The sequence below is a fragment of the Acinetobacter wuhouensis genome, assembly GCF_001696605.3.
In the GTDB taxonomy this organism is placed as follows: Bacteria; Pseudomonadota; Gammaproteobacteria; order Pseudomonadales; family Moraxellaceae; genus Acinetobacter; species Acinetobacter wuhouensis.
The window spans coordinates 704,203-729,058 of record NZ_CP031716.1 but is presented as its reverse complement, the minus strand read 5'-3'; the positions used below and the strand labels follow the sequence as shown (position 1 = coordinate 729,058).

Below are 24,856 nucleotides of genomic sequence, written 5' to 3'. Positions count from 1 at the left end.
CTCGACCTTAGTTTTGTTACGCTGAGATTAAATTTGGTTGCCAACCGTCGACTTCACAATATTCAGATTGCGCCAACCAAAAACCATTTGGTGTAAACACACCAAGCATAACATTATCTACACTTAATATTTGAATTGTATGACGCTTCCAAGGAAAAATATGCGCATCTTGAATGGCTTTTTTCAATGGCCAAGCACCGACCCGACCGTATAGATGAATTTTCTCTCCACCTTGACGTGCTTTCAATGTCAGTTGTTTTCCAAGCAATGTAAAAGCTAAACCTATTTTAGAACGTTCTAATTGAAAGTTACCAGCGGGTAATTGTAGCTGTTGATGGAGCTGTAATTGCAACGCTTGTATGGGAATCAATTGCTTAGATTTTGATGCTAAATATTGTGTTTGCGCAATCCGATAAAGTTGATTTTGATAACGTAAATAATAAAACTGATTCCAATGTAAAGCCGCTTGTGAATCTGTTTTTGAATAAATCACTTCATCTTGTAGGCGTTGCACCATTTCAAATGCGGGGCGATAAGTATCCTGCCCTTTCATCCAAGCTGATAAAAGCTGGCGTTGTCGGGCCAATGACAATTGTTGTAGTTTTTCTAAATCAAGCTGTTCAGCATTTCCACACAACTGTAAATCTTGCTGTAGAACTTCATTGAGAATTTCATCCGCATCTTGCATCAAATAACTGGTTCGAGCCAAAGCCTGCTGCATTTTGGGATAACGGCTTTGCAAAATATGCCAAAGTTCATGTCGACACCATGCACGATCATGATGCGTATCTAAGTTCGTAGGATCATCAACATAGCAAATGTGTAATTGCTCAACCCATTGGCAAATCTGCTCACGCGTCGTATTTAACAGTGGTCGCCAAATGGTCAAATCATCACGCTGATCAATGGCTTGCATTGCTGATAAACCCGCAACACCAGCGCCTGAGAATAGACGTAACAATAACGTTTCAGCTTGGTCTTGTTGATGGTGAGCTAAAACAAGAACTTCATTTTCTTTTAAATGTTGTAGATATGCATCATAGCGCGCTTGGCGTGCTTGATTTTCAAGATTACCTTGAGCAACTTGAACAGGCTGAATAATATAAGGAATATTCAGTTGTGTACATTGTTCAGCGACAAAATCAGCCCATTCATCACTGACTTGTTGTAGTTGATGATTGACGTAAATCGCACGAATTTGATGAGGAAAAAGCTGAGACATCACATGTAGCAATAGCATGGAGTCCATGCCACCACTACATCCGATCAGAAATTGCGTATTTTCAGCAAATTGAGAATGCTGTTTTAAGAAGCGAGTCCTAAGTTGTCGCTGCCAAACTTCATTAAACGTTGATAACGTGCTTCGCATCGTTCTTCCGCAGTTAAAGGCTGTAATTCATCAAGCGCTTGTTGTAACACATCCTTGAGTTTTTCCATAACTTCTAATGGATGTAAATGCGCGCCCTCACCTTCATCTACCACGTATTCAACAATACCGATTTTTTGAAGTTTGTCTGCGGTTAATGCAAGTGCTTCACTGGCTTGTTCTGCTTTTTCAGCTGTTTTCCAAAGAATTGATGCACAACCTTCTGGTGAAATCACAGAGTAAATACTGTGTGAAAGCATTACTACACGGTCAGCCACACCGATACCGAGTGCGCCACCTGAACCACCTTCACCTAAAACGGTTGCAATAACTGGAACTTTTAAGCTAGAAAGTTGAGCCAAGCTTGTCGCAATCGCTTCTGCTTGACCACGTTCTTCTGCACCAACACCTGGGTAAGCTCCCATTGTGTCAATAAAAGTAAATACAGGTAGATTGAAACGCTCTGCCATATCGAGCAAACGCTGTGACTTACGGTAACCTTCAGGATTACACATACCAAAGTTATGTTGTAATTTTTCACGGGTACTACGACCACGATGCTGACCAACCACCATCACAGGTTGACCATTAAAACGTGCTAAACCACCGACCATTGCACCGTCATCACCATAAAGACGATCACCATGCAAGGTATCAAATTCTGTAAAAATTTCGCCTACATAATCCAAAAATTGCGGACGTTCAGGATGACGTGCAATTTGAACCGTTTTCCAAGCTTTAGATTGAGCAGCTTTACTTTTCATAAGTCGAGTATTATCCCTAATTTACCGAGGGTTCACCCTGCGGAAGTTTAGGTTCGGGTGATATTGCATGACTGATCTCAGACAATCATCACCCGACCTGAAGTTAATCGATAAACTGTTCCGACTGAATATTCAATGCAATGTCCCAATGCTTAAATTGCACTTGCTCATCATGCAAATCTGCAACCAGCAGTGGCCATTGTTTGGCATCACCAGAAACGCTGAGATGCCATTGTTGCTCATTATCCACCGTCAATTCAATGGCAGGAAGCATCTCATCGCTACGGCTGTGATTCAGTAAAACGGCAAGACGAAGCAATAAGCATAAGTAGACAAGCTTGTGACTACCGACCTTGAGCACATCTAATTTGGCATCTGGACGTAATTTACGACGATGATGAGCGACCAAATGTGACAAATGGTTTTGATCGATTTGCGAAAAACCAGGAATGTCAGAATGCTGTAATAAGTAAGCACTATGTTTATGATAACCACTGTGACTTATTGCTAAACCAATTTCATGTAAATACGCAGCACGACGCAATAAATCACTATCATCACTGTTTAAATTCAGTGCAACAGCCACACCATCAAATAAATGCTGTGCGGTTTCGACTACACGTTCTGCTTGTTTTTGGTCTGCGCCATAGCGCCCCATCATGGCTTGTACGCTACGATCACGGACATCTTCGTGTTGAAAACGCCCTAGAAGATCGTACATAACCCCTTCACGCAATGCGCCATCGGAATAAACCAATTTATCAATATTCAATACTTCGAATACAGCATACAAAATCGCAACACCTGCTGGTAAAACAGCTCGACGATCTTCTTTTAAACCTTCAAACTCCATATCTGAAATGTGTTTGAATTTCAGCATTTTTTCTTTTAATTTTTCTAAGCCTTCACGGGTCAAGTTTTCTTGTTCATCACTCCACCCCATATTGACTGCGATTTGGCGACAAGCCTTGATTGTTCCACTTGAACCAACAACCGTATCCCAACCAGCAGCTTTATAAGTATTGGCAATTGAGGTCAATTCTTTTCGTGCTGCCACTACGGCTTTATCAAAGGCTTTACTATTAATATCGCCTTCTGGGAAATAGGCTTTGGTAAATGCAACGCAACCCATTTGCAAAGATTCGGTATGAATGGGTTCAAACTCTTCACCAATAATCAGCTCAGTCGAACCACCACCAATATCAATCACCAAACGACGACCACTATTGACCATGGTATGCGAAACACCTAAGTAAATTAGACGCGCTTCTTCACGACCTGCAATGATTTCAATCGGTTTTGGTAAAATTTCAGCAGCTTTTTGAATAAATTCGTGACCATTTTTAGCTTGACGCAAAGCATTGGTCGCGACGATACGAAGACGGGTCGGTTGTACAGAACTCAAACGCCCGACAAAACGTGCTAAACACGCTAAACCACGCTGTTGTGCAGCTTCAGTTAAATTCTTATTTTCATCCAATCCAGCAGCAAGCTGAACTTTTTCTGACATAGAAGCAACTTTCTTAACTTCACCATGATCCACACGTGCGATTGCCAAGTGGAAACTGTTTGACCCCATATCAATGGCAGCAAGTAATTCTTCATCAATCAAAAAATCAGACATTATTTATACAAACTCATACTGAATTGTTGCCTAGATTAATTCACATGCACGCAATTTAAAAGCCATTTATTTAGACAATTTGACGAGTCATTATTTTTTCAGCATATATGACAATTGTGTTACAGAAACCACCCTTTTTTCAAAGTTCCGATTGTAAATATCGTGAGCATCAATTGGACAATTTAATCAATTCGCCTGAAAATTTACGCATTCCCCTACATTGTTAAAGATGACTGTGTAATACTTATATCCATAGATAGATTCATCTTTAAAATATTTTTGGAGCAAAATCCATGTCTGGCAATATCGTAAATACAACTGATGCAAACTTTGACGCTGACGTTCTTCAATCTGACATTCCTGTAATTGTTGATTTCTGGGCAGGTTGGTGTGCACCATGTAAAGCCATTGCACCTGTATTAGAAGTACTTTCTAATGAATACGAAGGCAAAGTTAAAATCGTTAAGGTTGATGTAACGGCTTGCGAACAAACTGCTGTGAACTACAACATCCGTAATATCCCAGCATTATTAATGTTCAAAAACGGTGAAGTTGTTGCGCAACAAATCGGTGCAGTGCCAAAGTCTAAATTGACTTCATTCATTGATGAAAATATCTAATTTTAGATTTTTGCAGTACTGATCTGCAAAATTTAAAATATTCAAAAATACGCTAGAAAAACTAGCGTATTTTTTTGACTATAATTTGACAAATACATTGATCTCACTTATATTTCATGCACAAGGAACATTAGGATTATCTTTTTCCTGTTTCTTAAAAGACAACACATAAGATCGCCGCTCGGCAACAGAAATTGTTTAACACATTTCTCCTCGAAAGAACTACATAGCTTCTGAGTCTGTTTTTGCTCAAATGCATTTTCAGCTCAACGATTGCACTGCGGACGACTTTTGCTTCTTTTCTCTTTTATCTGTGTTCCACACATCCTTATTCAATCTGACCATCTATGAATTTAACTGAACTCAAGAAAAAACCGATCGGCGAACTCATTAAAATTGCTGAGTTTATGGGCCTTGAAGGAATGGCGCGTAACCGTAAGCAAGACATCATTTTTGCCATCTTGAAACGCCATGCAATGAATGGCGAAGAAATTTTTGGTGATGGTGTTCTAGAGATTTTGTCGGATGGCTTCGGCTTCCTCCGCTCAGCAGCGGGTTCGTACCTTGCTGGTCCTGATGACATTTATGTAAGCCCATCACAAATTCGTCGTTTTAACCTACGTACAGGTGATACGATTACAGGTACGATTCGCCCACCGAAAGAAGGTGAACGTTACTTTGCATTATTAAAAGTAAACCAAATTAACTACGATACACCTGAAAACTCACGTAATAAAATCTTATTTGAAAACTTAACACCACTTTTCCCAACTGAGCAATTAGTCATGGAATTGGGTAATGGTTCTTCTGAAGATTTAACTGCACGTGTAGTCGATTTAATTGCGCCAATTGGTAAAGGTCAACGTTCAATCATTGTTGCACCACCAAAAGCCGGTAAAACGATGTTGTTACAAAACATCGCGCAATCGATTGTTCGTAACAACCCAGAATGCTTCCTCATCGTACTTCTTATTGACGAACGTCCTGAAGAAGTAACCGAAATGGAACGTACAGTTCGAGGTGAAGTTGTTGCTTCTACATTTGACGAATCGCCTGCACGTCACGTACAAGTAGCTGAAATGGTGATTGAAAAAGCTAAACGCTTGGTTGAGCACAAAAAAGACGTTGTGATACTACTCGACTCAATCACACGTTTAGCACGTGCGTACAACACTGTTGTTCCTTCATCTGGTAAAGTGTTAACTGGTGGTGTAGATGCACATGCATTAGAACGCCCTAAACGCTTCTTTGGTGCTGCACGTAACATTGAAGAAGGTGGCTCACTCACCATTATCTCTACTGCCTTAATTGAAACAGGCAGTAAAATGGATGAAGTCATTTACGAAGAATTCAAAGGTACAGGTAACCAAGAGATTACACTTGATCGCCGTATTGCTGAAAAACGCGTCTTCCCTTCAATGAACATCAAAAAATCAGGTACGCGTCGTGAAGAACGTCTCATGAGCGAAGAAAACCTACGTAAAGTCTGGATTTTACGTAAATTACTTCACCCTATGGATGAACTTGCAGCAATGGAATTCTTGCTAGATCGCATGAAAGAAACCAAAACCAATGATGATTTCTTTGATCAAATGAAGCGTAAAGCTGCAAACTAATTTAAAGAAAATGATAAAAAGGCTATCTATAACGATAGCCTTTTTATTTGGTTGACATTATTTACATAAATATACAATTGCAGCGTTTTGATTTAACACAAAGTTGCAAATGTTTGAAAATTAAAATTAATAAATAGTTTTCCCCATGTTTTTTAAGTATTTACCCTTTAATAAACCAATCTAAAACTCAAAATCAATTGTAAATATCTGTTAAAAAACCATCATTTTTGCATCATTTTTGACAGTTTTTTTAATTTAGACAGTAGCAATTCAAAATGCGCAGTGATAGCATATTCGCATACCAGTTAGACTGCTCATGCAAAAAGCAATAAACAGGCTAACTTGGGTTTTTTGTCTCAATTTAATTTATGAGAGTGATGCCATGTTATTCAAAAAAATCGCTATTGCTGCTGCAGTTGCTACTACTTTAGCTTTCGTTGGTTGTGCTAAAAAAACTGAAGAAGCTGCTGCTGACGCAACTGCTGCTGCTTCTCAAGCTGTAGAAGCTGCTTCTGAAGCTACTGCTGCTGTTGACGCTGCTGCTGCTTCTGCTACTGACGCTGCTGCAGTTGCTACTGACGCTGCTTCTGAAGCTACTGCCGCTGCTGCTGACGCTTCTGCTCCAGCTTCTGCTGCTCAATAATAATCACTTAGATTATTATCAGAAAAAAGAGAACCTTAGGTTCTCTTTTTTTATGTCTATAAAAAATATCTCTATACTCTAGTTTACTCACACAGCAATAAACTTCTTGGCTAATTCATAAAGCACTCAAACTATATATTTAAAATGTATTCAAAGTGTACTTCTATTAACTATATATGGCTCTGAAATGAAGAGCACAATTCCACAAGAGAATGAAGTTTCTCCCGCTTGCAAAACACTGATTCTCACTCCATAAGGAAAGAGAACATTCATTATTGATCTCTATCTATTCAAAACCAACTTTTGAAAATAGGCTGATCTTCAAAACGATTATATTCACCTTTGCTCCGCACATACAAAAAAGCCCCAAGTAAATACTCAGGGCTTTTATTTATACATAACGAATCGAAAATTAATCTTCTTGTTCTGTACCTACACGTTGTCTGAATTTCTGACCTGCACGGAACGTTACCACTCGACGTGCTGAAATCGGAATTTCTTCTCCAGTTTTTGGATTTCGACCTGGACGTTGACGTTTGTCACGTAGTTCAAAGTTACCAAAACCTGAAAGTTTAACTTGTTCACCTGCAATTAATGCTTGGCTAATTTCGTCAAAGAACAATTCAACCATTTGTTTCGCTTCACGACGATTTAAACTCGTAAGCTCACTTAAATGATCAGCCATTTCTGCTTTTGTTAATGCTGTCATGAGGCCCTCAATGTCGCTTGGTAAGTGCTTTCTAACACTTGAATAATATGATCCATACCGGATTTAATTTCAGCATCTTCAAGTGTACGAGTTGGATGTTGCCATAACAATGCAAATGCCAATGAGCGCTTACCTTGTTCAACCCCTTGCCCAGTGTACACATCGAATAACCAATTTGAGTCGAGTAACTCTCCACCAGTCTTTTCGATAAGTTGCTGAATTTCACTGACATTAATCTTATCACTAATTACAAGAGCAATATCACGTCTAACCGATGGAAATCGTGATAATTCTGTAAAATTAGATACATAAGTTTGCAAAACAGCCGATTGATCGAGCTCAGCAACCCAAGTTGTGCCCAAATCGAGTGCATTTTCTAAAGATGGGTGCAAACGACCTAAATAACCAATCGATTGACCATTCACCAAAATTTCAGCAGATTGACCAGGATGTAGCCATTCACGTTCAGAACGTACATACTCAACTTGGACGCGACCTGCGGCTAAAACTTCTTCAACTTCACCTTTTAAATCAAAGAAATCCATCGCTTGAGGCTTAGCATGCCAAGATTCTGCTTGCTTAGCCCCCACAGCGATCATCGCCAAAGTAGGGATCTGTTTAAGATCATCAATATTTTGTGCATTTTGATAATCAAAACGTAAACCAAGCTCGAAGAAACGCACACGGCTTTGCTGACGATTGATATTGTACTGAACACAAGGTATCAGGCTTGAAAGCAAGGTTGAACGCATTACTGCCAAATCGCTTGAGATTGGATTTGCCAATGCCAAAGGATTCACTTGTGAATTCAATTGCTTTTCAAGTTTTAAATCTGCAAAGCTAAAGCTAATCGCTTCTTGGTAGCCTAAAGCCACCAAAGTTTGGCGTAATTGTGGTAATTCAAACTGGTCTTGATGTTTTGCTAATCTCACATCAATGACTGGCAAGCTCATTTGAATATTGTCATAGCCATGAATACGCGCAACTTCTTCAATCAAATCCTGATAAATTGCCATATCGTAACGATGTGATGGCGGAACAACTGTCCATTCACCTTGTGCTTTAACGGTTACTTCACAACCTAAACGCTGCAAAGCATCGGTAATAAAATCTGATTCAACTTTATAGCCAAGCAATTGATCCACTTGCGCTTGATTCAATTCAATCGCTTCACGTTTTGGCAATAACGCAGTTTGTTCAGCAACAGTAATCGGACCAAATTCACCACCGGCAAGTTCAGCGATCAATTGCGATGCACGATGCATGGCAATCATTGGTAATTCAAAATCCACACCACGTTCATAACGTTGTGATGCATCGGTATGTAAACCAAAACTACGCGCACGACCTGCAATCGCAAGTGGAGCGAAGAATGCCGATTCCAAGAAAATCTCAGTAGTTTCATCAGTCACAGAAGAAGATAAACCACCCATAATGCCTGCAATTGCCAAGGCTTTGGCATCATCTGCAATCACCATCACATTTTCAGACAATTCAACTTCTTGTTCATTTAACAATACAAGTTTTTCAGCAGCAGTCGCTTGGCGTACATGAACTGAACCCTGTACCTTGCCACCATCAAAAGCATGTAAGGGCTGACCCAACTCCATCAATACATAGTTGGTAATATCCACCAAAATACTGTGCTGACGGATACCTGAACGTGCTAAAGCTTGCTCCATCCATGCCGGTGTCGGTGCTTTAGTATTGACGTTTTTAATCACACGACCTAAGTAACGTGGGCAACCTTCAGTTGTAATCACAACTTGTTTTTGATCTGCAATTGTCGCTGCAACTTCTTGAATTTCAGGTGCAGTCACAGGCAACTGGTTAATCACACCAATTTCACGGGCAATCCCACAGATACTGAAACAATCACCACGGTTTGGCGTGATACTGATATCAATCACATGATCATCAAGATTTAGATATTCACGGATATTCACACCAACAGGCGCATCATCTGGAAGTTCTAAAAGACCATCAATTTTATCTTCAAGATCAATTTCAGAAGCACCGCACAGCATTCCTTGTGACTCAACGCCACGAAGTTTGCCCTTTTTGATTTTAAAATCACCAGGTAATACTGCACCAATCGTTGCAACAGGTGCTTTCATCCCTGCACGGACATTTGGCGCACCACAAACGATTTGCAATGGTTCACCCGAACCAATATTGACTGTGGTTACACGTAAACGATCTGCATCAGGATGTTGCTCTACAGTAAGAACCTCACCAACCACTACATCTGTAAATGGTTTTGCTGCTGGTGTTAAATCATCAACTTCTAAACCAAGCATAGTCAGCTGGTCAGATAAAGCTTCGCTATCAATTGCAGGATTTACCCACGTGCGTAGCCAATTTTCGCTAATTTTCATTTCGTAAAAACCTATAATTTCTAAATTTCTAATCCCCTCTCACTCCACTTTTAAAAGCAAAGTACCCGTCATCTCATCACAATGGACAACCCCTCTCCTTTCAGGAGAGGTCAGGGAGAGGTATAAACTTGTTAAGCAAATTGGCGTAAGAAACGCACATCATTTTGATAGAACATACGCAAGTCATTGATGCCATAACGCAACATCGCAAAACGCTCTACACCTAAACCAAAAGCAAAACCTTTATATTTTTCAGGGTCAATGCCCGCAGCTTGGAGTACATTTGGATGCACCATACCGCAACCTAAAACTTCCAACCATTTACCACGTTCATCCATAATATCCACTTCTGCACTTGGCTCTGTGAATGGGAAATAAGATGGACGGAAACGGACTTTCAAATCTTTTTCAAAGAATTCATTGAGGAGATTGACCAACAAGCCTTTTAATTCAGCAAAGCTGGTATTTTCAGCAACGTATAAACCTTCGATTTGATGGAACATTGGTGAATGGGTTTGGTCAGAATCACAACGATATACACGACCTGGGCACACGATACGAATCGGTGGCTGATTCTTTTCCATGGTACGGACTTGCACACCTGATGTGTGCGTACGCAACAAATGGTTTACATCAAAATAGAAAGTATCATGCATCGCACGTGCAGGATGGTGTCCTGGAATATTCAATGCTTCAAAGTTGTGATAATCATCTTCAACTTCCGGACCTGTCGCAACGGTAAAGCCTGCTTTGGTAAAGAATTGGCAAATACGTTCTTGAACTTGAGTCACAGGATGGATACTACCAACAGTTTGCCCTCGCCCAGGCAACGTAATATCAATCGTTTCGCTTGCAAGTTTTTGTTCTAATGCAGCTTTTTGTAATTCAGTTTGACGTTCAGTGAGTGCTGTCGTAATTGCTTCACGTACGGCATGAATTTGCGCACCAAAAACTTTACGCTCTTCCGCATCCATTTTACCTAATGATTTCGACTGTTCCGCAAGCTGGCTTTTTTTCCCTGTAAATTGCACTCGAGCTTGATCGAGTGTAGCAAGGTCTTGAGCTGCTGCAATCGCAGCGAGCGCTTCAGTGGTCAGGGCTTCCAGTGACATAGTAACTCTCAAAGCAACAATTTAGAAAAATAATATAACTGCATATTCTAACAGTTTTTATGCAGTTGAATGAAGTTTCCGCTTGATGAAAAATACGATTAGACAGCACTTATTCCAAATAAATTGTGAATTTCCCTGTGTGAATACTGTTGCAATGCTAGAACTTTGATTTATAAAAAGTATAAAATGGATTCAATGTCACTGAGATTTATAACAAATGGCACTCGATCAAATCTGGAAACGACAACTTACCCTTGTGACTTATGGTAATGAATATTTAACCCAAGAGATCGGCTTCTCTCGCTGGGTTAATCACGCCATTTTTAATCAGCATGCCTTTGGCTTTCGTGATTTGATGACGCAACATTTGTTAGCACAACATTTTCAAATTTGGCTGGAAGGTTTAAAAAAACAAGGCGTCTATCGTCTGAGTTTACATAGCTCAAGCTTGCTGAATGATGAACAGAATCCAAATGCCAATGTTGAGCTTTTAGCCATTCCACATTTTATTGTCAGCCACGATAAGCAAAAGAAAACGGCTTGGATCTTCGGTAAAGAACTGGCTGAATGGTACAGTGCAGACAATGACTACGAAGCACCATTAGCTCAACGTCCTAACATTCGTACAGAAGTTTTTTGGCGATTTGATCTTAACGCTAAATTGGTGAAACGCATCGAACAGGATTTGGTACAACCCAATTGGGATGATATTCAAATTTATACAGATAATGAATTATTTGATAGCAAATATGCCCAAGGCTTTGTTGAACCCTTCAATAAAGATTTGCCTTACTATGGCTTAGAAAATAATGATCAAGTTGAAAATGATGCGAGTGTAAAACTTTCATTACTTCCAACTGATTACCAATCTGATTATGGACATGAAACTTTCTATCGTTTTGACGCTTTAGAAAGCTTTATTTCTACAAAACTACAGCATCCTTATGATGAAAATGAACAAATTCTCAGTCCAGAAGAACAGATGAATTTGCGTCATTTTTTACAAAAAGTTGAAGATTTAAAAGCCAAGTTTATTGTCAAAATTGCAAACCACTATAAAACAGCACGATTAACACCCAAAGTCGTTGAATCGCCTTTTGACAATAGCAATTTCAATACAAAGACGGAGCAACGTCAGAGTTTTAGCAGCAAACCAAGTGGTGAGCATAAACCAGGGAAAACCAGTGTTTTTGCTTTAATTGTGATTACGATTTTGATCTGCTTAGCCGCGTATTATTTTGGTTTGTAATTTTTTAGCCGGGTTAATCAAATAGAAAGTGACTTTAGAGTTGCTTTCTCACTTCCATTAAAGCAAAACCCAATAAATTCAATCCTTTCCATTGCAATGGTTTTTCAGCATTTTCATCATCAGCAGATAATCCAATTCCCCAAATTTTATCTACAGGTGATGCTTCAACCAAAATTCGATCATGTGTGCCCAATAAAAAACTTTTTAAATTAGGATGTTGTGAAAACTTTGCAATATTGCCTTTTACAACAATATCAAAACGGTGTTCTAACCAAATATTTTCCTGATATTGTTGAATTTTACGACCCAACATTTTTGCTTCATTGGGATGATCTACTTGAATAATTTTTTCAAAAATTTCATCATCTTCAAATAATTTAGCCTTTTGCGCCATCATATAATGTTCTGCTGTTTTATATTGGATCCCATCGACTTCAAAATGTGCAGGAAACCACTGACTAAAACAACTCTTATCCACAACACCTCTTTGCTTTGCTGTATGCCCCCAAAAGCATAAATATTTAAAACGCTGACCCTTTCTGATCTGTTCTTGTAAGTCTATTAAAAATTGTGAATCTATCATGCTTATATTGCTCTATGCTTTATGTAGTTCCCATTGATAAAATACTTCGGAAATTCCCTTTCCATATTCAGGAATTTCATCTTCACCCATCATTTTTCCACCCATTTTCTCATAGAAATAACGGCTGGGATTTTGATTAATCACACCCAATTGCAATCGCTGATAATGTGCAGAATTCGCAAGCTGATAGAATTGTTCAAACATTGTACGACCAATACCTTGCCCTTTAATTTCTTTTAGAAAATAAAATGCCTTAATTTCAGCAATATTGTTATTTGGATTTAAATAACCATCTAAAAACCCCAAAATTTGACCTTCGTGTTCATATACAAAGATTCGATGATTCTGATCAATGACTAATTTTTGCCAAAGTTGAATCCGTTGTTCTACACTTAACTCATCTATGACGTGTTGACGAATTATACCAATATAAGTTTCTTTCCAACTCTGCACATGAACTTGGGCAATTTGTTGCACATCATTTTGATTTGCAATTCGAATCACAATTTTACTCTGGTGAAATAATAGGGCGAATAGTGAGAATCACTTTATGATCATTGGCATGTTGGTTGATATAATGTTGTAAACCAGTCACTTCCCCCTTCACTTCCGCATCTGCTCCATACATCACTTTAATGGTTTCTCCGATTCTTGGAAGGAGTTGTAACTCAACTTCAATTGCGCCTTGTGGTACACCTTCAATTTCTACACGCATTATTCTTTTCCTATCTTTTTATTTGGGGGGACAGTCTTAATGTATGCGAGCGCAATTCAATTCGACAATCATTTCATGTTGATATTGTGTAATTTAGCTTCAAAGTCTTTATTTATTCATCGTCATAATTCAAGTCATCTGCATCAACATTAATAAAATCAGGTTGTGGCGTAACTTCAAATTTGACTGCTTGAATGGTCAATTGTCCTTGTAGTTTAGCTTTAGCAACACGATGCATTCCATCCATTACGCGCCCTTCTGCACAGACAATAATCGGATATTTTAAATCAGCATCTTGAACCAATTGAATATGATCAATTATTTCTTGCGTCGTTGGATGTGTATCAGGAAACCAATAACTTTCATTCAATTCTCGAATTTCGGTCAAAGGAATTTCAATTGTTGGAAAGTTTTGGCTTAACTCAACCAAGCGATGTACATCCCAAGTACAAGTGTCGTCACCCACTTGGCGGAAATGGTATTGTTTTCTCATATTTTTTCACACATGCTATATGACGATCAGAAAATATAATAACAGGAAAATACATGCATTTTGAAAGAGCTTATCGCCAAGTGGCTTTGGTCAGTTATGGAAATGAATTTTTAACTGGCGCAGTGGATTCAGAAATTTTAGATCGCCATCCCCTACTCTTTACTCATTTTCCTATTTTGCGTGATCTTGAAAAAGGTACTTTACTGGCAGGTTCTGCTTCACATTTACTCAATCATCTCAAAGTACAGGGGCTTTATAAAATTAGTTTACACTTTGCATCTGATGTATTACAGCCACGTACTGATTCTCAAATCTTTGATTTTAATGTAGGTGAATACAATTTTTGCATTGTCTGTCATTTCCCAAATCAAATATTTAAAGTGCTCATTCATGTTGATGAAAAACCACTATGGCAAGAATATGATCCGAATCAATTTCCATTACAGTCTAACTATAATAATTATCATGATAGCGTAGAAAACTATGTATTGATGGATGTATCACCTGATTTTTCAGACAAAATTTTAGCGGATTTACAGCCTCTTTCATGGCAATCTTTTTATGCGGAATATCAAAAAGAAGTCTATGATTTTGAAATCTCAAAGCGCTATGGTTCTTTTCCCGTTCCACTGACAGAAAGTAATTGCTATGAAGGTGATCTCTATCAAAAAGAGGAACAATTTCCCCTATTACCGTATAATTTAAAACGAAATTATGTGAGTAATTTAATTATCAATGCGGCTGCACTGCGTCATCGCTTTAATAATGAATCTCATGCTAAAAATGAATATGCAGATTATTGGCACATGGCAAGTAATGAAAAAGTTGAATTTTCTCAAGCCTCAAATATTGTAGAGAAATTTCTTCCTATTATCTTAAAACATTCAGCTAACCATTATCAAAATGCAACCCTCGATGCACAAACACAATCAAACATGCCTTTTGTTTCCACCTCAAAAACAATAGAAAATTCACGCGATGCGTCAACATCAAATTTAGAAAATATTGAACCTGAGAAACCTGAATCAAATGAAGTATCTTCTGGTTTCAAATGGTTTGGGATGATTAAGTTTTTATGGTTTATGTTGTGGTGTTACTGCGCCTTATGGACATTGGCATATTTTACGGTACATTGGGGAAATATTTTTGTACTCGGTATCGCTTTTTTATATGCACTATACAAAATACTGCCTAAATCAAATGAACAATCTGAATAGCTATTTTTAACTCATTAGAATTATTTTTCTTAAAATAAAAAAGACCGCTAAAAGCGGTCTTTTTTAAATCATCAATGATGATTAAGCAGCCAATGCACCTTTAGCTTTTTCAGCTAAAGCAGCAAATGCAACTGAGTCATGCATAGCGATGTCAGCAAGTACGCGACGGTCGATGATCACTTGAGCTTTTTTCAAGCCATCGATCATACGGCTGTACGACAAACCATTTTGACGAGCACCAGCATTGATACGTGCAATCCACAAAGCGCGGAATTGACGTTTCTTTTGACGACGGTCACGGTAAGCGTATTGACCTGCTTTGATTACCGCTTGGAACGCTACACGATAAACACGTGAACGCGCGCCATAGTAACCTTTAGCACGAGCAAGAATTTTTTTATGACGGCGATGAGCCTGTACACCACGTTTTACACGAGCCATTTATAATCTCCTTAGATGTATGGGCACATACGACGAACTGAATTCATGTCACTTACGTGAACCATGACACAACCGCGCAATTGACGAATACGTTTAGCAGATTTTTTGGTCAAAATGTGGCGTTTGAACGCTTGTTTACGCTTGAAACCGTTAGCAGTCGCTTTGAAACGCTTAGCTGCACCACGGCGAGTTTTTAACTTAGCCATAACAACCTCTTTAAACACCTGTTCGGAACGTTCGCACCATTGCGAAGACGACCTGCAGGTAAGGGAGGCAATATTCTAAATCATCTCTGTATAAAACAAAAGCAAAACTACGGACTATTTCTAACTTCCTTAATGTAATTTCCGATGTTAATTTCACGCATGATGACAATTAAAAAGGCTTATAAATCTTTATAATCGTCACATCATGATAAAACTGGACAGTTATGAACCCTGCACAGGATGCTTTTGCTGCGCTCCGCTATCGAGATTTCTCAATTGTCACCATCAATCAATTTTGCTTAACACTGGCAATTTTAATCCAAGAAATTATCGTGGCTTATTCACTTTATCAAATTACCAAAGATCCTTTGACCCTCGGTCTAATTGGTTTGGCTGAAGCCATTCCATTTATCGCTCTGTCACTTTGGGGTGGATATTTCGCAGATAAGTTTAATAAACAAACGATCATGAAAATTTGTTTATTTTTCTCAGTTCCATTACCACTCGTACTGTGGTGGTTATTCCATAGTTTTGATCATGCTCAAATCAGTATTCATACCTTGTCATGGGGAATCTATGCGGTGATTTTTGGTTTAGGAACGATTCGAGGTTTTTATAATCCATCAGCAACCTCTCTCAAACCATTCTTAATTCCCCGTGAGTTATATGCCAATGGTGCAACTTGGACTACGATTGGATGGCAAAGTGGCGTCATTATTGGTCCAATGCTCGGCGGTTTCATGTTGGCATGGTTAGGACGTGAAAACAGTCTTTTATCTGTAGCCGTACTTCTATTTGTCTGTTTTTGTCTTATTGCACGCTTAAAGAAAAGAACCTTTCCAAAAATGGAACAGAGTAATTTAAAAGACAGCTTAAGCGAAGGTTTCCGTTTTATTTGGAAAACCAAAATTGTCCTTTGGGCGATCTCATTGGATTTAGTTTCCGTGCTATTTGGTGGTGTGATTGCCCTACTGCCGATCTTTGCTGAAGATATTTTAAAAGTTGGTCCCGAAGGTCTAGGCTACTTACGTGCAGCGCCATCCATTGGTGCGCTTATCACAATGATTGCACTGACCAAGTTTCCACCGACCCATCATGCATGGCGAAATATGCTTTTAGCTGTTGCAGGCTTTGGGATTTTTACCATCATCTTCGCATTCTCGAACAGTATGTGGCTTTCATTGATTGCTTTGGCAATGACTGGGGCATGCGACAGTATTTCAGTTGTGGTTCGTCAAACTATTTTACAAGTTTACCCACCTGAAAATATGCGTGGTCGTGTTGCGGCGGTCAACGGCATGTTTGTTTCCAGCAGTAATGAACTCGGTGCGTTTGAATCGGGATTGGCTGCAAAATATCTAGGCACCATCGCTGCAACGGTTTTTGGTGGATGCATGACCATGGCTGTTGTCATGATCAGTTGGATTAAAACCAAGGATTTATTCAAAGTTGACATTACCAAAGGACAAGAACAATCGAAATAGAGTTAAAAACTGAGAAAAATGTGCCTTCGGGTACATTTTCTATTGCGAGATTTGGTATTTCGATAAATACTTTGCACAATTAAATTATTTACATGCAAGTTCAATTTGCATGAATTGCCAAAGCTATGAATAAAGTTATTTTTACAACATGCCTCTTATGCCTTTCTACATATAGTTATAGTGCTGAAAAATTACCTACCATTAAAGTGCAAGGTAACCAATTAGAACAAAATGATTTACAACATTTAACTACTCGTATTCAATGGCTTAAGTTCCCGCAAGTTAAATACCAAAGTAATGAATTAAAAGACCAAGAACGTTCAGCCATTATTCGCGTCAAAGCAGATCATTCAGGTAAAGTGATTGATGCTGAAATTCAAGAAAGCACAGGCATTCGCCAGCTTGATCAAAAAATTATTGATGCTGTTGAAGTTGCCAAAGTTAAACCTGCAATAAAGAATGGTAAATCCGTTGCAATGGTGGGTTATCAGACATTCACCTTAACCATGAATAATGCAACAGACCACAAGCCATCAGCACAATGCACCTATACATTTCATTCAAATCATTGGAACAAGCAGGAAAATGGCAAATCTGTTGCATTCCGCTATACAAAACAACCTCAACTTGCACTTGATGAATCGTTATTGAAGTTTAAAAATCGCGTAGTGAAATTCAAATTTAAAGTGGATAAACAGGGTGATGTGACTCAAGCAAAATTGACCAAACTTTCTGGTGTCAATGCTTTAGATCAGCAAGTACTTACAGCGGTTGAAAATGCAAAAATTGAAGTGAAACGCTCATATCGAACTTTATGGACATATAAGCCTTCGACTTTTAGTGATGAAATTCATTTCAAAACCAATGATTGTCAATAAAATAAATTCAGTAACTTGGTGAAAAATAACTGAGCTACTGGTCTAACTATTTTCGTTTTTACAACTAAACGACTAAAACTGCGATAAAACACTTTATACGATATGAAAAAAATATTTTTAATCAGTACCGCACTCTTACTTAACCAATCAATCCTTGCAGATGTCGCGCAAACATCTTCTGCCCAACAAGTGGCTGAACTTACACGGGATTCAGCACAATGGCGCATCGCACCTCGCATTCGTATCCAACCCTGCGACCTTGAAAATCAAAACCGTAAACTTGATCTTCAGATCACAGCAAATCCGCAAGGGAAAGTGACTGATGTAAAAGTTTTAGAAAGTACTGGGGTTGACCATCTCGATCAAAAGATTATAAAAACGGTATATACATCTCGCTTTAGACCCACTGGCGAAACTTTTACTGTGAGCCAAGCATTTGCTTTAAATTTCACAGGACAACCAACAGCATCATGTAGACCTGTAAAACAGCAAAATACTTGTGTGTATTTATTTGAAACCAAAATTTTAGGCGAACAGATTTTAAAACATAAGACGCCTTTTCAATATAAAGAAGTGCCCAAGTTTTTTATTCACAAAGATGAACTGAAAGGCGAAAGCAGAGAAATTCATTTTTCTTTTAAACTTTCAAATAAAGACCAAATTTCAAATATTAAAATCAATAAAAGCTCTGGTTTAAATCATCTTGATCAACAAGTGATTTCAGCACTCTCCACAACGAGAATCACTTCTGATAAAAAATGGTGGCAGTTTTATAAAGTGACGCATCAAGATCAGATTGTATTTGACCTGAATAAATGTCCTTAAATCAGACCTAAGTAAACCCAATAAATAAACAGATAGCGCCCTGCTTTTGCAATTGTGACGATGAATAGAAAGCGCCAAAAGTTTTCTTTCATCAAACCTGCAATGAGTGTGATTGGATCACCTATCCCGGGCGTCCAACTCAGCAACAAAGACCAAAAACCATATTTTTGGTAAATTTTCTCCGCTTTTATCATATTTTTTTCAGAAACTGGGAACCATTTTTTATTTTTAAATCGCTCTATTCTCAAACCTAAATACCAATTCACACACGAGCCTAAAACATTACCCATCGTTGCAACAATAAGTAATAAATAAGCTGAATATTGCGTTTGCAACAACAGTCCAACCAATACCGCTTCAGACTGTAAAGGCAGTAATGTTGCTGCACCAAAGGCAGATAAAAAAAGTAAAAGATAAGCCATGAAAATTCAGAAAATAAGCGATGCTTAATTTACAAATTTAAAGATTTTTTGGTTTTAAAATATTGAATATTTGCAACAATAATTGCCACGATAATCACTGCAAGACGTGCCCAAGAATAACGTTGCGCGATTGGATCAATCGTCGCACGTAATGCTGAAGTATCTTGTACTTTTACATCGGGCAATAGGCTCTGAATATGCACCACTTCCACGATATATAACACTGAACATAGGGCGATCCCCATAATCACGCACCAATAAATTTTAGGATTCTTCTCTAAAATATACGTGAGATTTAAAAAGAATGTTTTCATCGCTCATATCCAACATTAAAAAAACCACCAGATTTGGTGGTTCAGCAGTTTAGCATATTCTGATTTTAAACTTTGATGGATAATGCACGTTGAACGGCTGGACGTGCAGTTAAACGCTCAACATATTCTTTCACATAAGGATAATCATCTAAATCAATTTGTTGCCATTCATGACGTAACACCCAAGGTAAGATTGCCATATCTGCAATCGAATACTCACCTGCCACATATTTCTGACCGATCAATTGATGATTTAGAACCCCATATAAACGCTTTGTTTCAGTCACATAACGATCAATTGCATAAGGCACCTGTTCTTTGGCAAATTTACTGAAATGATGATTCTGTCCAAGCATTGGACCAAAACCGCCCATTTGCCACATCAACCATTGTTCAACCTCAACACGCTCTTGCTCATTTTCAGGATAATATAAGCCTGTTTTACGCCCTAAATATTGCAAAATCGCACCAGACTCAAACACTGAAATCGCTTCGCCATTTGGGCCATTTTGATCGACAATTGCAGGAATTTTATTATTTGGGGATATGCGTAAAAAATCAGGTTGGAATTGATCATTTTCTAAAATATTGATCGGGAAAATTTGATAATCCAAACCCATTTCTTCAAGTGCGATGGTAATTTTATGACCATTGGGTGTTCCCCAATAATACAGATCAATCATATTTCATCCTTCCGCTTTCTCGCGTATTTTCTATATTTTATGACTTTAGTATTGTACTTTTATAACATGATTTTGCTAAATCGAATATGTCATCAATCAAGATATTTTCATAATTTATTCTAAAATAAAGCAATAAACTTATATTAAACAATCCTTATTATCATATTTTGATATTTGAATTAGGACACTATTAAAGTTTATTTATCCAAAAAAACAGCGCCATTAAATCTGAAAACGCTACCTATAAAAAAAGCACTGCAAATGCAGTGCTTTTTTAAGATCAACAAGGGATTACTTTTTCTTTTTTGGACCAAGTAACATACCCATTTGACGACCTTCCATTTTTGGTGCTTGTTCAACAACACCACACTCAGCCACATCTGCTTCAATTTTTTGTAATTGAGCAAGACCCAACTGTTGGTGAGCCATTTCACGACCACGGAAACGTAGAGTAATTTTGACTTTGTTACCTTCCTCAAGGAACTTGAGAATAGCACGCAACTTAACGTTGTAATCACCAACATCTGTACCAGGACGTAACTTGATTTCTTTGACCTGAACTTGATGCTGTTTCTTTTTTGCATCTTTTTGCTTTTGCTTCAGATCAAATAAATGTTTGTTGAAATCCATGATTTTACAAACAGGCGGTTCTGCATTTGCCACAATCTCAACAAGGTCAAGATCTGCGTCTTCAGCAGCACGCAACGCTTCTGCAAGCGTTACGATACCTTTCTGTTCACCATCTGCAGCAACGAGACGGACTTCTTTTGCCTTAATCTCGTCGTTCAATGCAGGACGATTGCTTTTAGCACCTTGTTGTTGGTTACGGTCAGGCTGTTTAATCTTTCTTACTCCACAATGTACCGGCCGCGTTCGGCAACGGCTGCTTTCACTAAGTCAACAAATGCATCAATTGACATAGTACCTAAATTTTTTCCAGAACGGGTACGTACGTTTACAGTACCTTCTTCCACTTCTCGGTCCCCAAGTACCAATAAGTATGGAATACGCTCTAATGTACGCTCACGAATCTTAAAGCCGATTTTCTCATTTCTCAAGTCTGAAATTGCTCGAATTCCATTTTCTTTGAGTTTTGCGACCACTGACTCACATGCTTCCGCTTGTGAATCTGTAATATTCATGACACATGCTTGGATTGGCGCCAACCATGGTGGCATAAAGCCAGCGTAGTGTTCAATAAGTATACCAATAAAACGCTCGAAACTGCCAAGAATTGCACGATGCAACATCACAGGATGGTCACGATCGTTATCTTCTGTTACATAAGAGGCATCTAAACGTAACGGCAAGTTAAAGTCACACTGAATTGTACCACACTGCCAGATACGACCTAAACAGTCCTTCAATGAGAATTCAATCTTCGGACCGTAGAATGCGCCTTCACCAGGCTGTTCTTGCCAATCAAGACCGGCCGCATCTAAAGCATCTGCCAAAGATTTTTCAGCAACATCCCAAAGCTCATCTGCACCGACACGTTTTTCAGGACGTGTAGACAATTTCATTTGTACTTCTTCAAAGCCAAAATCTTTATACACATCTAAAGTGAGCTTAATGAAATCTGCAACTTCTTTACCAATTTGTTCAGTGGTACAGAAAATATGTGCATCATCTTGAGTAAAGCCACGTACACGCATGATGCCGTGTAAAGAACCTGATGGCTCGTTACGGTGACATGAACCGAACTCAGCCAAGCGAATTGGCAAATCACGGTAAGACTTCAAGCCTTGGTTAAACACTTGTACGTGACATGGGCAGTTCATTGGTTTTACAGCATAGTTCCGGCTCTCAGACTGAGTCGTAAACATATTGTCTGCATAGTTGGCTGCGTGACCTGACTTCTCCCAAAGTGTAAAGTCTACAATTTGCGGAGTACGGATTTCTTCATAGCCATTGTCTTGTTGAATTTTACGCATGTACTGTTCAAGCACTTGGTAAATTGTCCAACCATTTGGATGCCAGAACACCATACCTGGTGCTTCTTCCTGCATATGGAACAAGTCTAAAGCTTTACCGATTTTACGGTGATCACGCTTTTCAGCTTCTTCAATACGTTTGATATAAGCAGCGAGTTCTTTTTTATCTGCCCAAGCTGTACCATAAATACGTTGCAGCTGTTCATTCTTCGCATCACCACGCCAGTAAGCGCCTGACATTTTAGTCAGTTTGAATGATTTTAAGAATTTAGTATTCGGTACGTGTGGACCACGACACATATCTACGTATTCTTGATGATAGTACAAGCCCATTTGCGTTTCATCAGGCATATCTTCAATTAAACGTAACTTATAATCTTCGCCACGCTCAGTGAACAATTTGATCACTTCAGCACGTGGTGTCATTTTTTTGATGACATCATAATCTTCATCAATCAGCTTTTTCATGCGTGCTTCGATGGCAGCCATATCTTCAGGTGTAAATGGTTTTTGACTGAAAATGTCGTAATAGAAACCATCTTCAATGACAGGACCAATCACCATTTTAGCTTCAGGAAAAAGTTGTTTTACCGCATGTCCCACAAGGTGAGCACATGAGTGACGAATGATTTCAACACCTTCCTGATTTTTAGGGGTAATGATTTCCAGTGTTGCGTCTTCGGTAATTAAATCACTTGCATCGACTAAGCGACCATTCACTTTACCTGCCAGCGTATTTTTCGCCAGTCCAGGTCCAATACTTTGTGCAACTTCCATCACAGAAACTGCTTGATCAAATTGTTTTTGATCGCCATTTGGCAATGTGATAATAGGCATATTTAAAAATCCTTAAGGAGTGATGCCCCGTACAATAGAGCATATCACCGCGAGATTATGATCGAGGGAAACCCTCAAAAGATAAAATCGGTGGAACAGAATAAAAGTGTGTCGAATTTTACACCTTAAATCGGCTTTTATAAACCTTTGTCAAAAAATTATGTTCAATCCACTTCTATTAAACCTCTTGCGTAAATCAAAAAATAAGCAAGCATTAAATCCAAATATTAATCTAAAAAGTATCAGGAGTTCCTTCTCCCTTTGGGATGAGGAGGTAACTCCGCAAGAGGATGAGGGGATTTTTAAAGAAAAACCTCTCCCTAACCCTCTCCTAGCAGGAGAGGGAACCTCCATTTTTGGCTCATTCACTTTGGAAATTACTTTCGCAAGAGGTCTATTAATTCGAAATTTTATGAGAAAATATAAAAACTACTCTCTAAACGTCTCGCACGCTTCAAATTGCCGATTTTTATAAAACCAAAGTTTGGCAAATTGCGGAATAATCGCTTCACTCTGTGTCGGTCTTAAAAAAACAAAATCATCGACATCAATTTGCGTCTGTTTTGGCACATTGACCATTTCCTGATTGGTACTGCGTCCATACAGTACATGTGGATGAATGCCTTGCGGATAGACATAGTCCGCCATCCAATAACCACCATACACAAACAAAGCCTTAGTTCGGTGTGGTAGACGATCTAAAAGCGTTAATCCTGGTAATTGCGTATAAGGCAATACTTTCAATACAGGGGTTGCGATCCACAATGCGGATTTTAAAACCTGTAAACTCTCAGAATCAAAATCACTCGGTTTCAGCAACATCGAACCAAAAGCCAAATCATTACATACACTTTGTTCCACATGAAACGCAAAAGTTGGACTTCCGCCACCATTGAAGCAAAGTCCATCATGCCAAAGTTGTGGAAATTGCTGTTGAATCAGCAATTGATAGTTTTGATAGATTTGCTGAGATTCTGCATAAGCATCTTCAGCTTTTTTAATGATCGATGGGAGTTTTGTTACATGTGCGTCATAGCCCATCAACCCTGCAAATTCTAAATATTCAGCATGTGTCTGAATGAACGCTAAAATAGATCGCAAATCTTGTTCTGATGACACACCACCACGATGCAAACCGACATCAATTTCTATACTTATTTTCAGTTTGATCGCAAACTTTTTAGCAACGTCTAAATACTGTTCAAGGCGTTGTTGTGTATCCACCAACCATTGAATTTTTGCATGTTGCCAATGATGGTTTTCCTGATAAAAATGTTGCAACAACGACACAGGCATTGGCTTTCCAAGCAAAACATCCGCATCTGAAAATGTTTCCAAAATCGGCAAGAGTTGTGGCAAATGAAACACCATAAAGCGTTGCGTCGCCAGCCGTTGACTGATCTGTTTCAGTAGTTCCAAACATGCCAATGACTTCACCACCAAACGAGGTTGCACATGTGGCGCATACTGAAATTTCTTTTCTGCATAATGCAGGTTTTGTTCAAATGCTTGAGCATCTACAATCAGTCGTGGCAAAGCCAATTCACTCTGCTTCAAGTCTTGATTGAGTTGTGCAAAAAAATGATTCATATCCTGCCCTTTTTTATATTTTAAACGTCATGCCAATAGACCTCTTGCGTAAGTCAAAAAATGTTCAAATTTTAGATTAAAAACATATCCAAAAGAATATCGGAAGTTCCTTCTCTCTTTGGGATGAGGAGGTAACTCCGCAAGAGGATGAGG

Annotated in this window: 26 protein-coding genes; 8 read left to right on the top strand and 18 right to left on the bottom strand. The window is 38.6% G+C overall.

The window, feature by feature from the left end; translation table 11 throughout:
* Window positions 1-16: 16 nt before the first annotated feature.
* The 3 genes from tilS to ppx all read right to left on the bottom strand — a co-directional run bounded on the left by tilS (window position 17) and on the right by ppx (window position 3,754).
* Window positions 17-1,369, bottom strand: coding sequence for a tRNA lysidine(34) synthetase TilS (gene tilS, locus BEN71_RS04110; RefSeq protein ID WP_086322732.1), 1,353 nt, complete (start codon window positions 1,367-1,369; stop codon window positions 17-19).
* A complete protein-coding gene (locus BEN71_RS04105) occupies window positions 1,306-2,130 on the bottom strand; it encodes an acetyl-CoA carboxylase carboxyltransferase subunit alpha (protein WP_068972892.1) in 825 nt (274 codons plus the stop codon). The genes tilS and BEN71_RS04105 overlap by 64 nt, the downstream gene beginning before the upstream one ends.
* 103 nt (window positions 2,131-2,233) lie before the next feature.
* On the bottom strand, window positions 2,234-3,754 hold the full coding sequence (gene ppx, locus BEN71_RS04100; protein WP_068972891.1) for an exopolyphosphatase: 1,521 nt from the start codon (window positions 3,752-3,754) through the stop codon (window positions 2,234-2,236).
* Between the two features lie 293 nt (window positions 3,755-4,047).
* On the opposite strand from ppx, the gene trxA reads away from it, so the two are divergent.
* From trxA to BEN71_RS04085, 3 genes are all read left to right on the top strand, one after another.
* A complete protein-coding gene (gene trxA / locus BEN71_RS04095) occupies window positions 4,048-4,374 on the top strand; it encodes a thioredoxin (RefSeq protein WP_068972890.1) in 327 nt (108 codons plus the stop codon).
* Between the two features lie 347 nt (window positions 4,375-4,721).
* Window positions 4,722-5,990, top strand: a complete 1,269-nt coding sequence (rho, locus tag BEN71_RS04090; protein WP_068972889.1) for a transcription termination factor Rho — start codon at window positions 4,722-4,724, stop codon at window positions 5,988-5,990.
* 382 nt (window positions 5,991-6,372) lie between these two features.
* A complete protein-coding gene (locus BEN71_RS04085; protein WP_068972888.1) occupies window positions 6,373-6,633 on the top strand; it encodes a hypothetical protein in 261 nt (86 codons plus the stop codon).
* A gap of 412 nt (window positions 6,634-7,045) precedes the next feature.
* Here BEN71_RS04085 and BEN71_RS04080 read toward each other — a convergent pair whose 3' ends face one another.
* The 3 genes from BEN71_RS04080 to pheS all read right to left on the bottom strand — a co-directional run bounded on the left by BEN71_RS04080 (window position 7,046) and on the right by pheS (window position 10,832).
* Window positions 7,046-7,342 (bottom strand): integration host factor subunit alpha, encoded by a 297-nt coding sequence (locus BEN71_RS04080; protein ID WP_004723042.1) that lies wholly within the window; start codon window positions 7,340-7,342, stop codon window positions 7,046-7,048.
* Window positions 7,339-9,720 (bottom strand): phenylalanine--tRNA ligase subunit beta, encoded by a 2,382-nt coding sequence (pheT, locus tag BEN71_RS04075; RefSeq protein ID WP_068972887.1) that lies wholly within the window; start codon window positions 9,718-9,720, stop codon window positions 7,339-7,341. The genes BEN71_RS04080 and pheT overlap by 4 nt, the downstream gene beginning before the upstream one ends.
* A 131-nt stretch (window positions 9,721-9,851) precedes the next feature.
* The gene (pheS, locus tag BEN71_RS04070) at window positions 9,852-10,832 is read right to left on the bottom strand and encodes a phenylalanine--tRNA ligase subunit alpha (protein ID WP_068972886.1); all 981 of its coding nucleotides are present in this window, start codon (window positions 10,830-10,832) and stop codon (window positions 9,852-9,854) included.
* 217 nt (window positions 10,833-11,049) lie between these two features.
* Between pheS and BEN71_RS04065 the strand changes: the two genes are divergently transcribed.
* Entirely contained in the window at window positions 11,050-12,081 is a 1,032-nt protein-coding gene (locus BEN71_RS04065; protein WP_068972885.1) for a hypothetical protein, read from the top strand.
* Window positions 12,082-12,115: 34 nt separating this feature from the next.
* On the opposite strand, the gene BEN71_RS04060 is transcribed toward BEN71_RS04065, so the two are convergent.
* The 4 genes from BEN71_RS04060 to BEN71_RS04045 all read right to left on the bottom strand — a co-directional run bounded on the left by BEN71_RS04060 (window position 12,116) and on the right by BEN71_RS04045 (window position 13,872).
* Window positions 12,116-12,664, bottom strand: coding sequence for an NADAR family protein (locus BEN71_RS04060; protein ID WP_068972884.1), 549 nt, complete (start codon window positions 12,662-12,664; stop codon window positions 12,116-12,118).
* A gap of 12 nt (window positions 12,665-12,676) precedes the next feature.
* A complete protein-coding gene (locus BEN71_RS04055) occupies window positions 12,677-13,168 on the bottom strand; it encodes a GNAT family N-acetyltransferase (protein WP_068972883.1) in 492 nt (163 codons plus the stop codon).
* Between the two features lie 4 nt (window positions 13,169-13,172).
* The gene (locus tag BEN71_RS04050) at window positions 13,173-13,379 is read right to left on the bottom strand and encodes a hypothetical protein (RefSeq protein WP_068972882.1); all 207 of its coding nucleotides are present in this window, start codon (window positions 13,377-13,379) and stop codon (window positions 13,173-13,175) included.
* Between the two features lie 112 nt (window positions 13,380-13,491).
* The gene (locus tag BEN71_RS04045; RefSeq protein ID WP_068972881.1) at window positions 13,492-13,872 is read right to left on the bottom strand and encodes a hypothetical protein; all 381 of its coding nucleotides are present in this window, start codon (window positions 13,870-13,872) and stop codon (window positions 13,492-13,494) included.
* 53 nt (window positions 13,873-13,925) lie between these two features.
* Here BEN71_RS04045 and BEN71_RS04040 point away from each other — a divergent pair, with 53 nt between their 5' ends.
* Window positions 13,926-15,089 carry a hypothetical protein gene (locus BEN71_RS04040; RefSeq protein WP_068972880.1) on the top strand — a complete coding sequence of 388 codons (1,164 nt, stop codon included), beginning with the start codon at window positions 13,926-13,928 and terminating at the stop codon, window positions 15,087-15,089.
* Window positions 15,090-15,170: 81 nt separating this feature from the next.
* On the opposite strand, the gene rplT is transcribed toward BEN71_RS04040, so the two are convergent.
* Together rplT and rpmI are read right to left on the bottom strand one after the other, a co-directional pair.
* Complete coding sequence (gene rplT, locus BEN71_RS04035; protein WP_004723060.1) at window positions 15,171-15,530, bottom strand: 50S ribosomal protein L20; 360 nt, start codon at window positions 15,528-15,530, stop codon at window positions 15,171-15,173.
* Between the two features lie 11 nt (window positions 15,531-15,541).
* Window positions 15,542-15,736 (bottom strand): 50S ribosomal protein L35, encoded by a 195-nt coding sequence (rpmI, locus tag BEN71_RS04030; RefSeq protein WP_002054552.1) that lies wholly within the window; start codon window positions 15,734-15,736, stop codon window positions 15,542-15,544.
* Window positions 15,737-15,960: 224 nt separating this feature from the next.
* Between rpmI and BEN71_RS04025 the strand changes: the two genes are divergently transcribed.
* From BEN71_RS04025 to BEN71_RS04015, 3 genes are all read left to right on the top strand, one after another.
* The gene (locus BEN71_RS04025) at window positions 15,961-17,220 is read left to right on the top strand and encodes an MFS transporter (protein WP_068972879.1); all 1,260 of its coding nucleotides are present in this window, start codon (window positions 15,961-15,963) and stop codon (window positions 17,218-17,220) included.
* A 125-nt stretch (window positions 17,221-17,345) separates the two neighbouring features.
* Window positions 17,346-18,098, top strand: coding sequence for an energy transducer TonB (locus BEN71_RS04020; RefSeq protein ID WP_068972878.1), 753 nt, complete (start codon window positions 17,346-17,348; stop codon window positions 18,096-18,098).
* A 102-nt stretch (window positions 18,099-18,200) separates the two neighbouring features.
* Window positions 18,201-18,923: an energy transducer TonB gene (locus BEN71_RS04015; protein WP_068972877.1), complete on the top strand. Its 723-nt coding sequence runs from the start codon at window positions 18,201-18,203 to the stop codon at window positions 18,921-18,923.
* On the opposite strand, the gene BEN71_RS04010 is transcribed toward BEN71_RS04015, so the two are convergent.
* The 6 genes from BEN71_RS04010 to BEN71_RS03985 form a co-directional block, all read right to left on the bottom strand.
* Window positions 18,920-19,345 carry a YqaA family protein gene (locus tag BEN71_RS04010; RefSeq protein ID WP_068972876.1) on the bottom strand — a complete coding sequence of 142 codons (426 nt, stop codon included), beginning with the start codon at window positions 19,343-19,345 and terminating at the stop codon, window positions 18,920-18,922. The genes BEN71_RS04015 and BEN71_RS04010 overlap by 4 nt on opposite strands.
* 29 nt (window positions 19,346-19,374) lie before the next feature.
* Window positions 19,375-19,659, bottom strand: coding sequence for a hypothetical protein (locus tag BEN71_RS04005; RefSeq protein WP_068972875.1), 285 nt, complete (start codon window positions 19,657-19,659; stop codon window positions 19,375-19,377).
* A 65-nt stretch (window positions 19,660-19,724) separates the two neighbouring features.
* Complete coding sequence (locus tag BEN71_RS04000; RefSeq protein ID WP_068972874.1) at window positions 19,725-20,342, bottom strand: glutathione S-transferase N-terminal domain-containing protein; 618 nt, start codon at window positions 20,340-20,342, stop codon at window positions 19,725-19,727.
* Between the two features lie 291 nt (window positions 20,343-20,633).
* Entirely contained in the window at window positions 20,634-21,185 is a 552-nt protein-coding gene (infC, locus tag BEN71_RS03995) for a translation initiation factor IF-3 (RefSeq protein WP_086322731.1), read from the bottom strand.
* Window positions 21,186-21,190: 5 nt separating this feature from the next.
* On the bottom strand, window positions 21,191-23,113 hold the full coding sequence (gene thrS, locus BEN71_RS03990; RefSeq protein ID WP_068972873.1) for a threonine--tRNA ligase: 1,923 nt from the start codon (window positions 23,111-23,113) through the stop codon (window positions 21,191-21,193).
* 429 nt (window positions 23,114-23,542) lie between these two features.
* Window positions 23,543-24,703 (bottom strand): alanine racemase, encoded by a 1,161-nt coding sequence (locus BEN71_RS03985; protein WP_068972872.1) that lies wholly within the window; start codon window positions 24,701-24,703, stop codon window positions 23,543-23,545.
* Window positions 24,704-24,856: the final 153 nt, after the last annotated feature.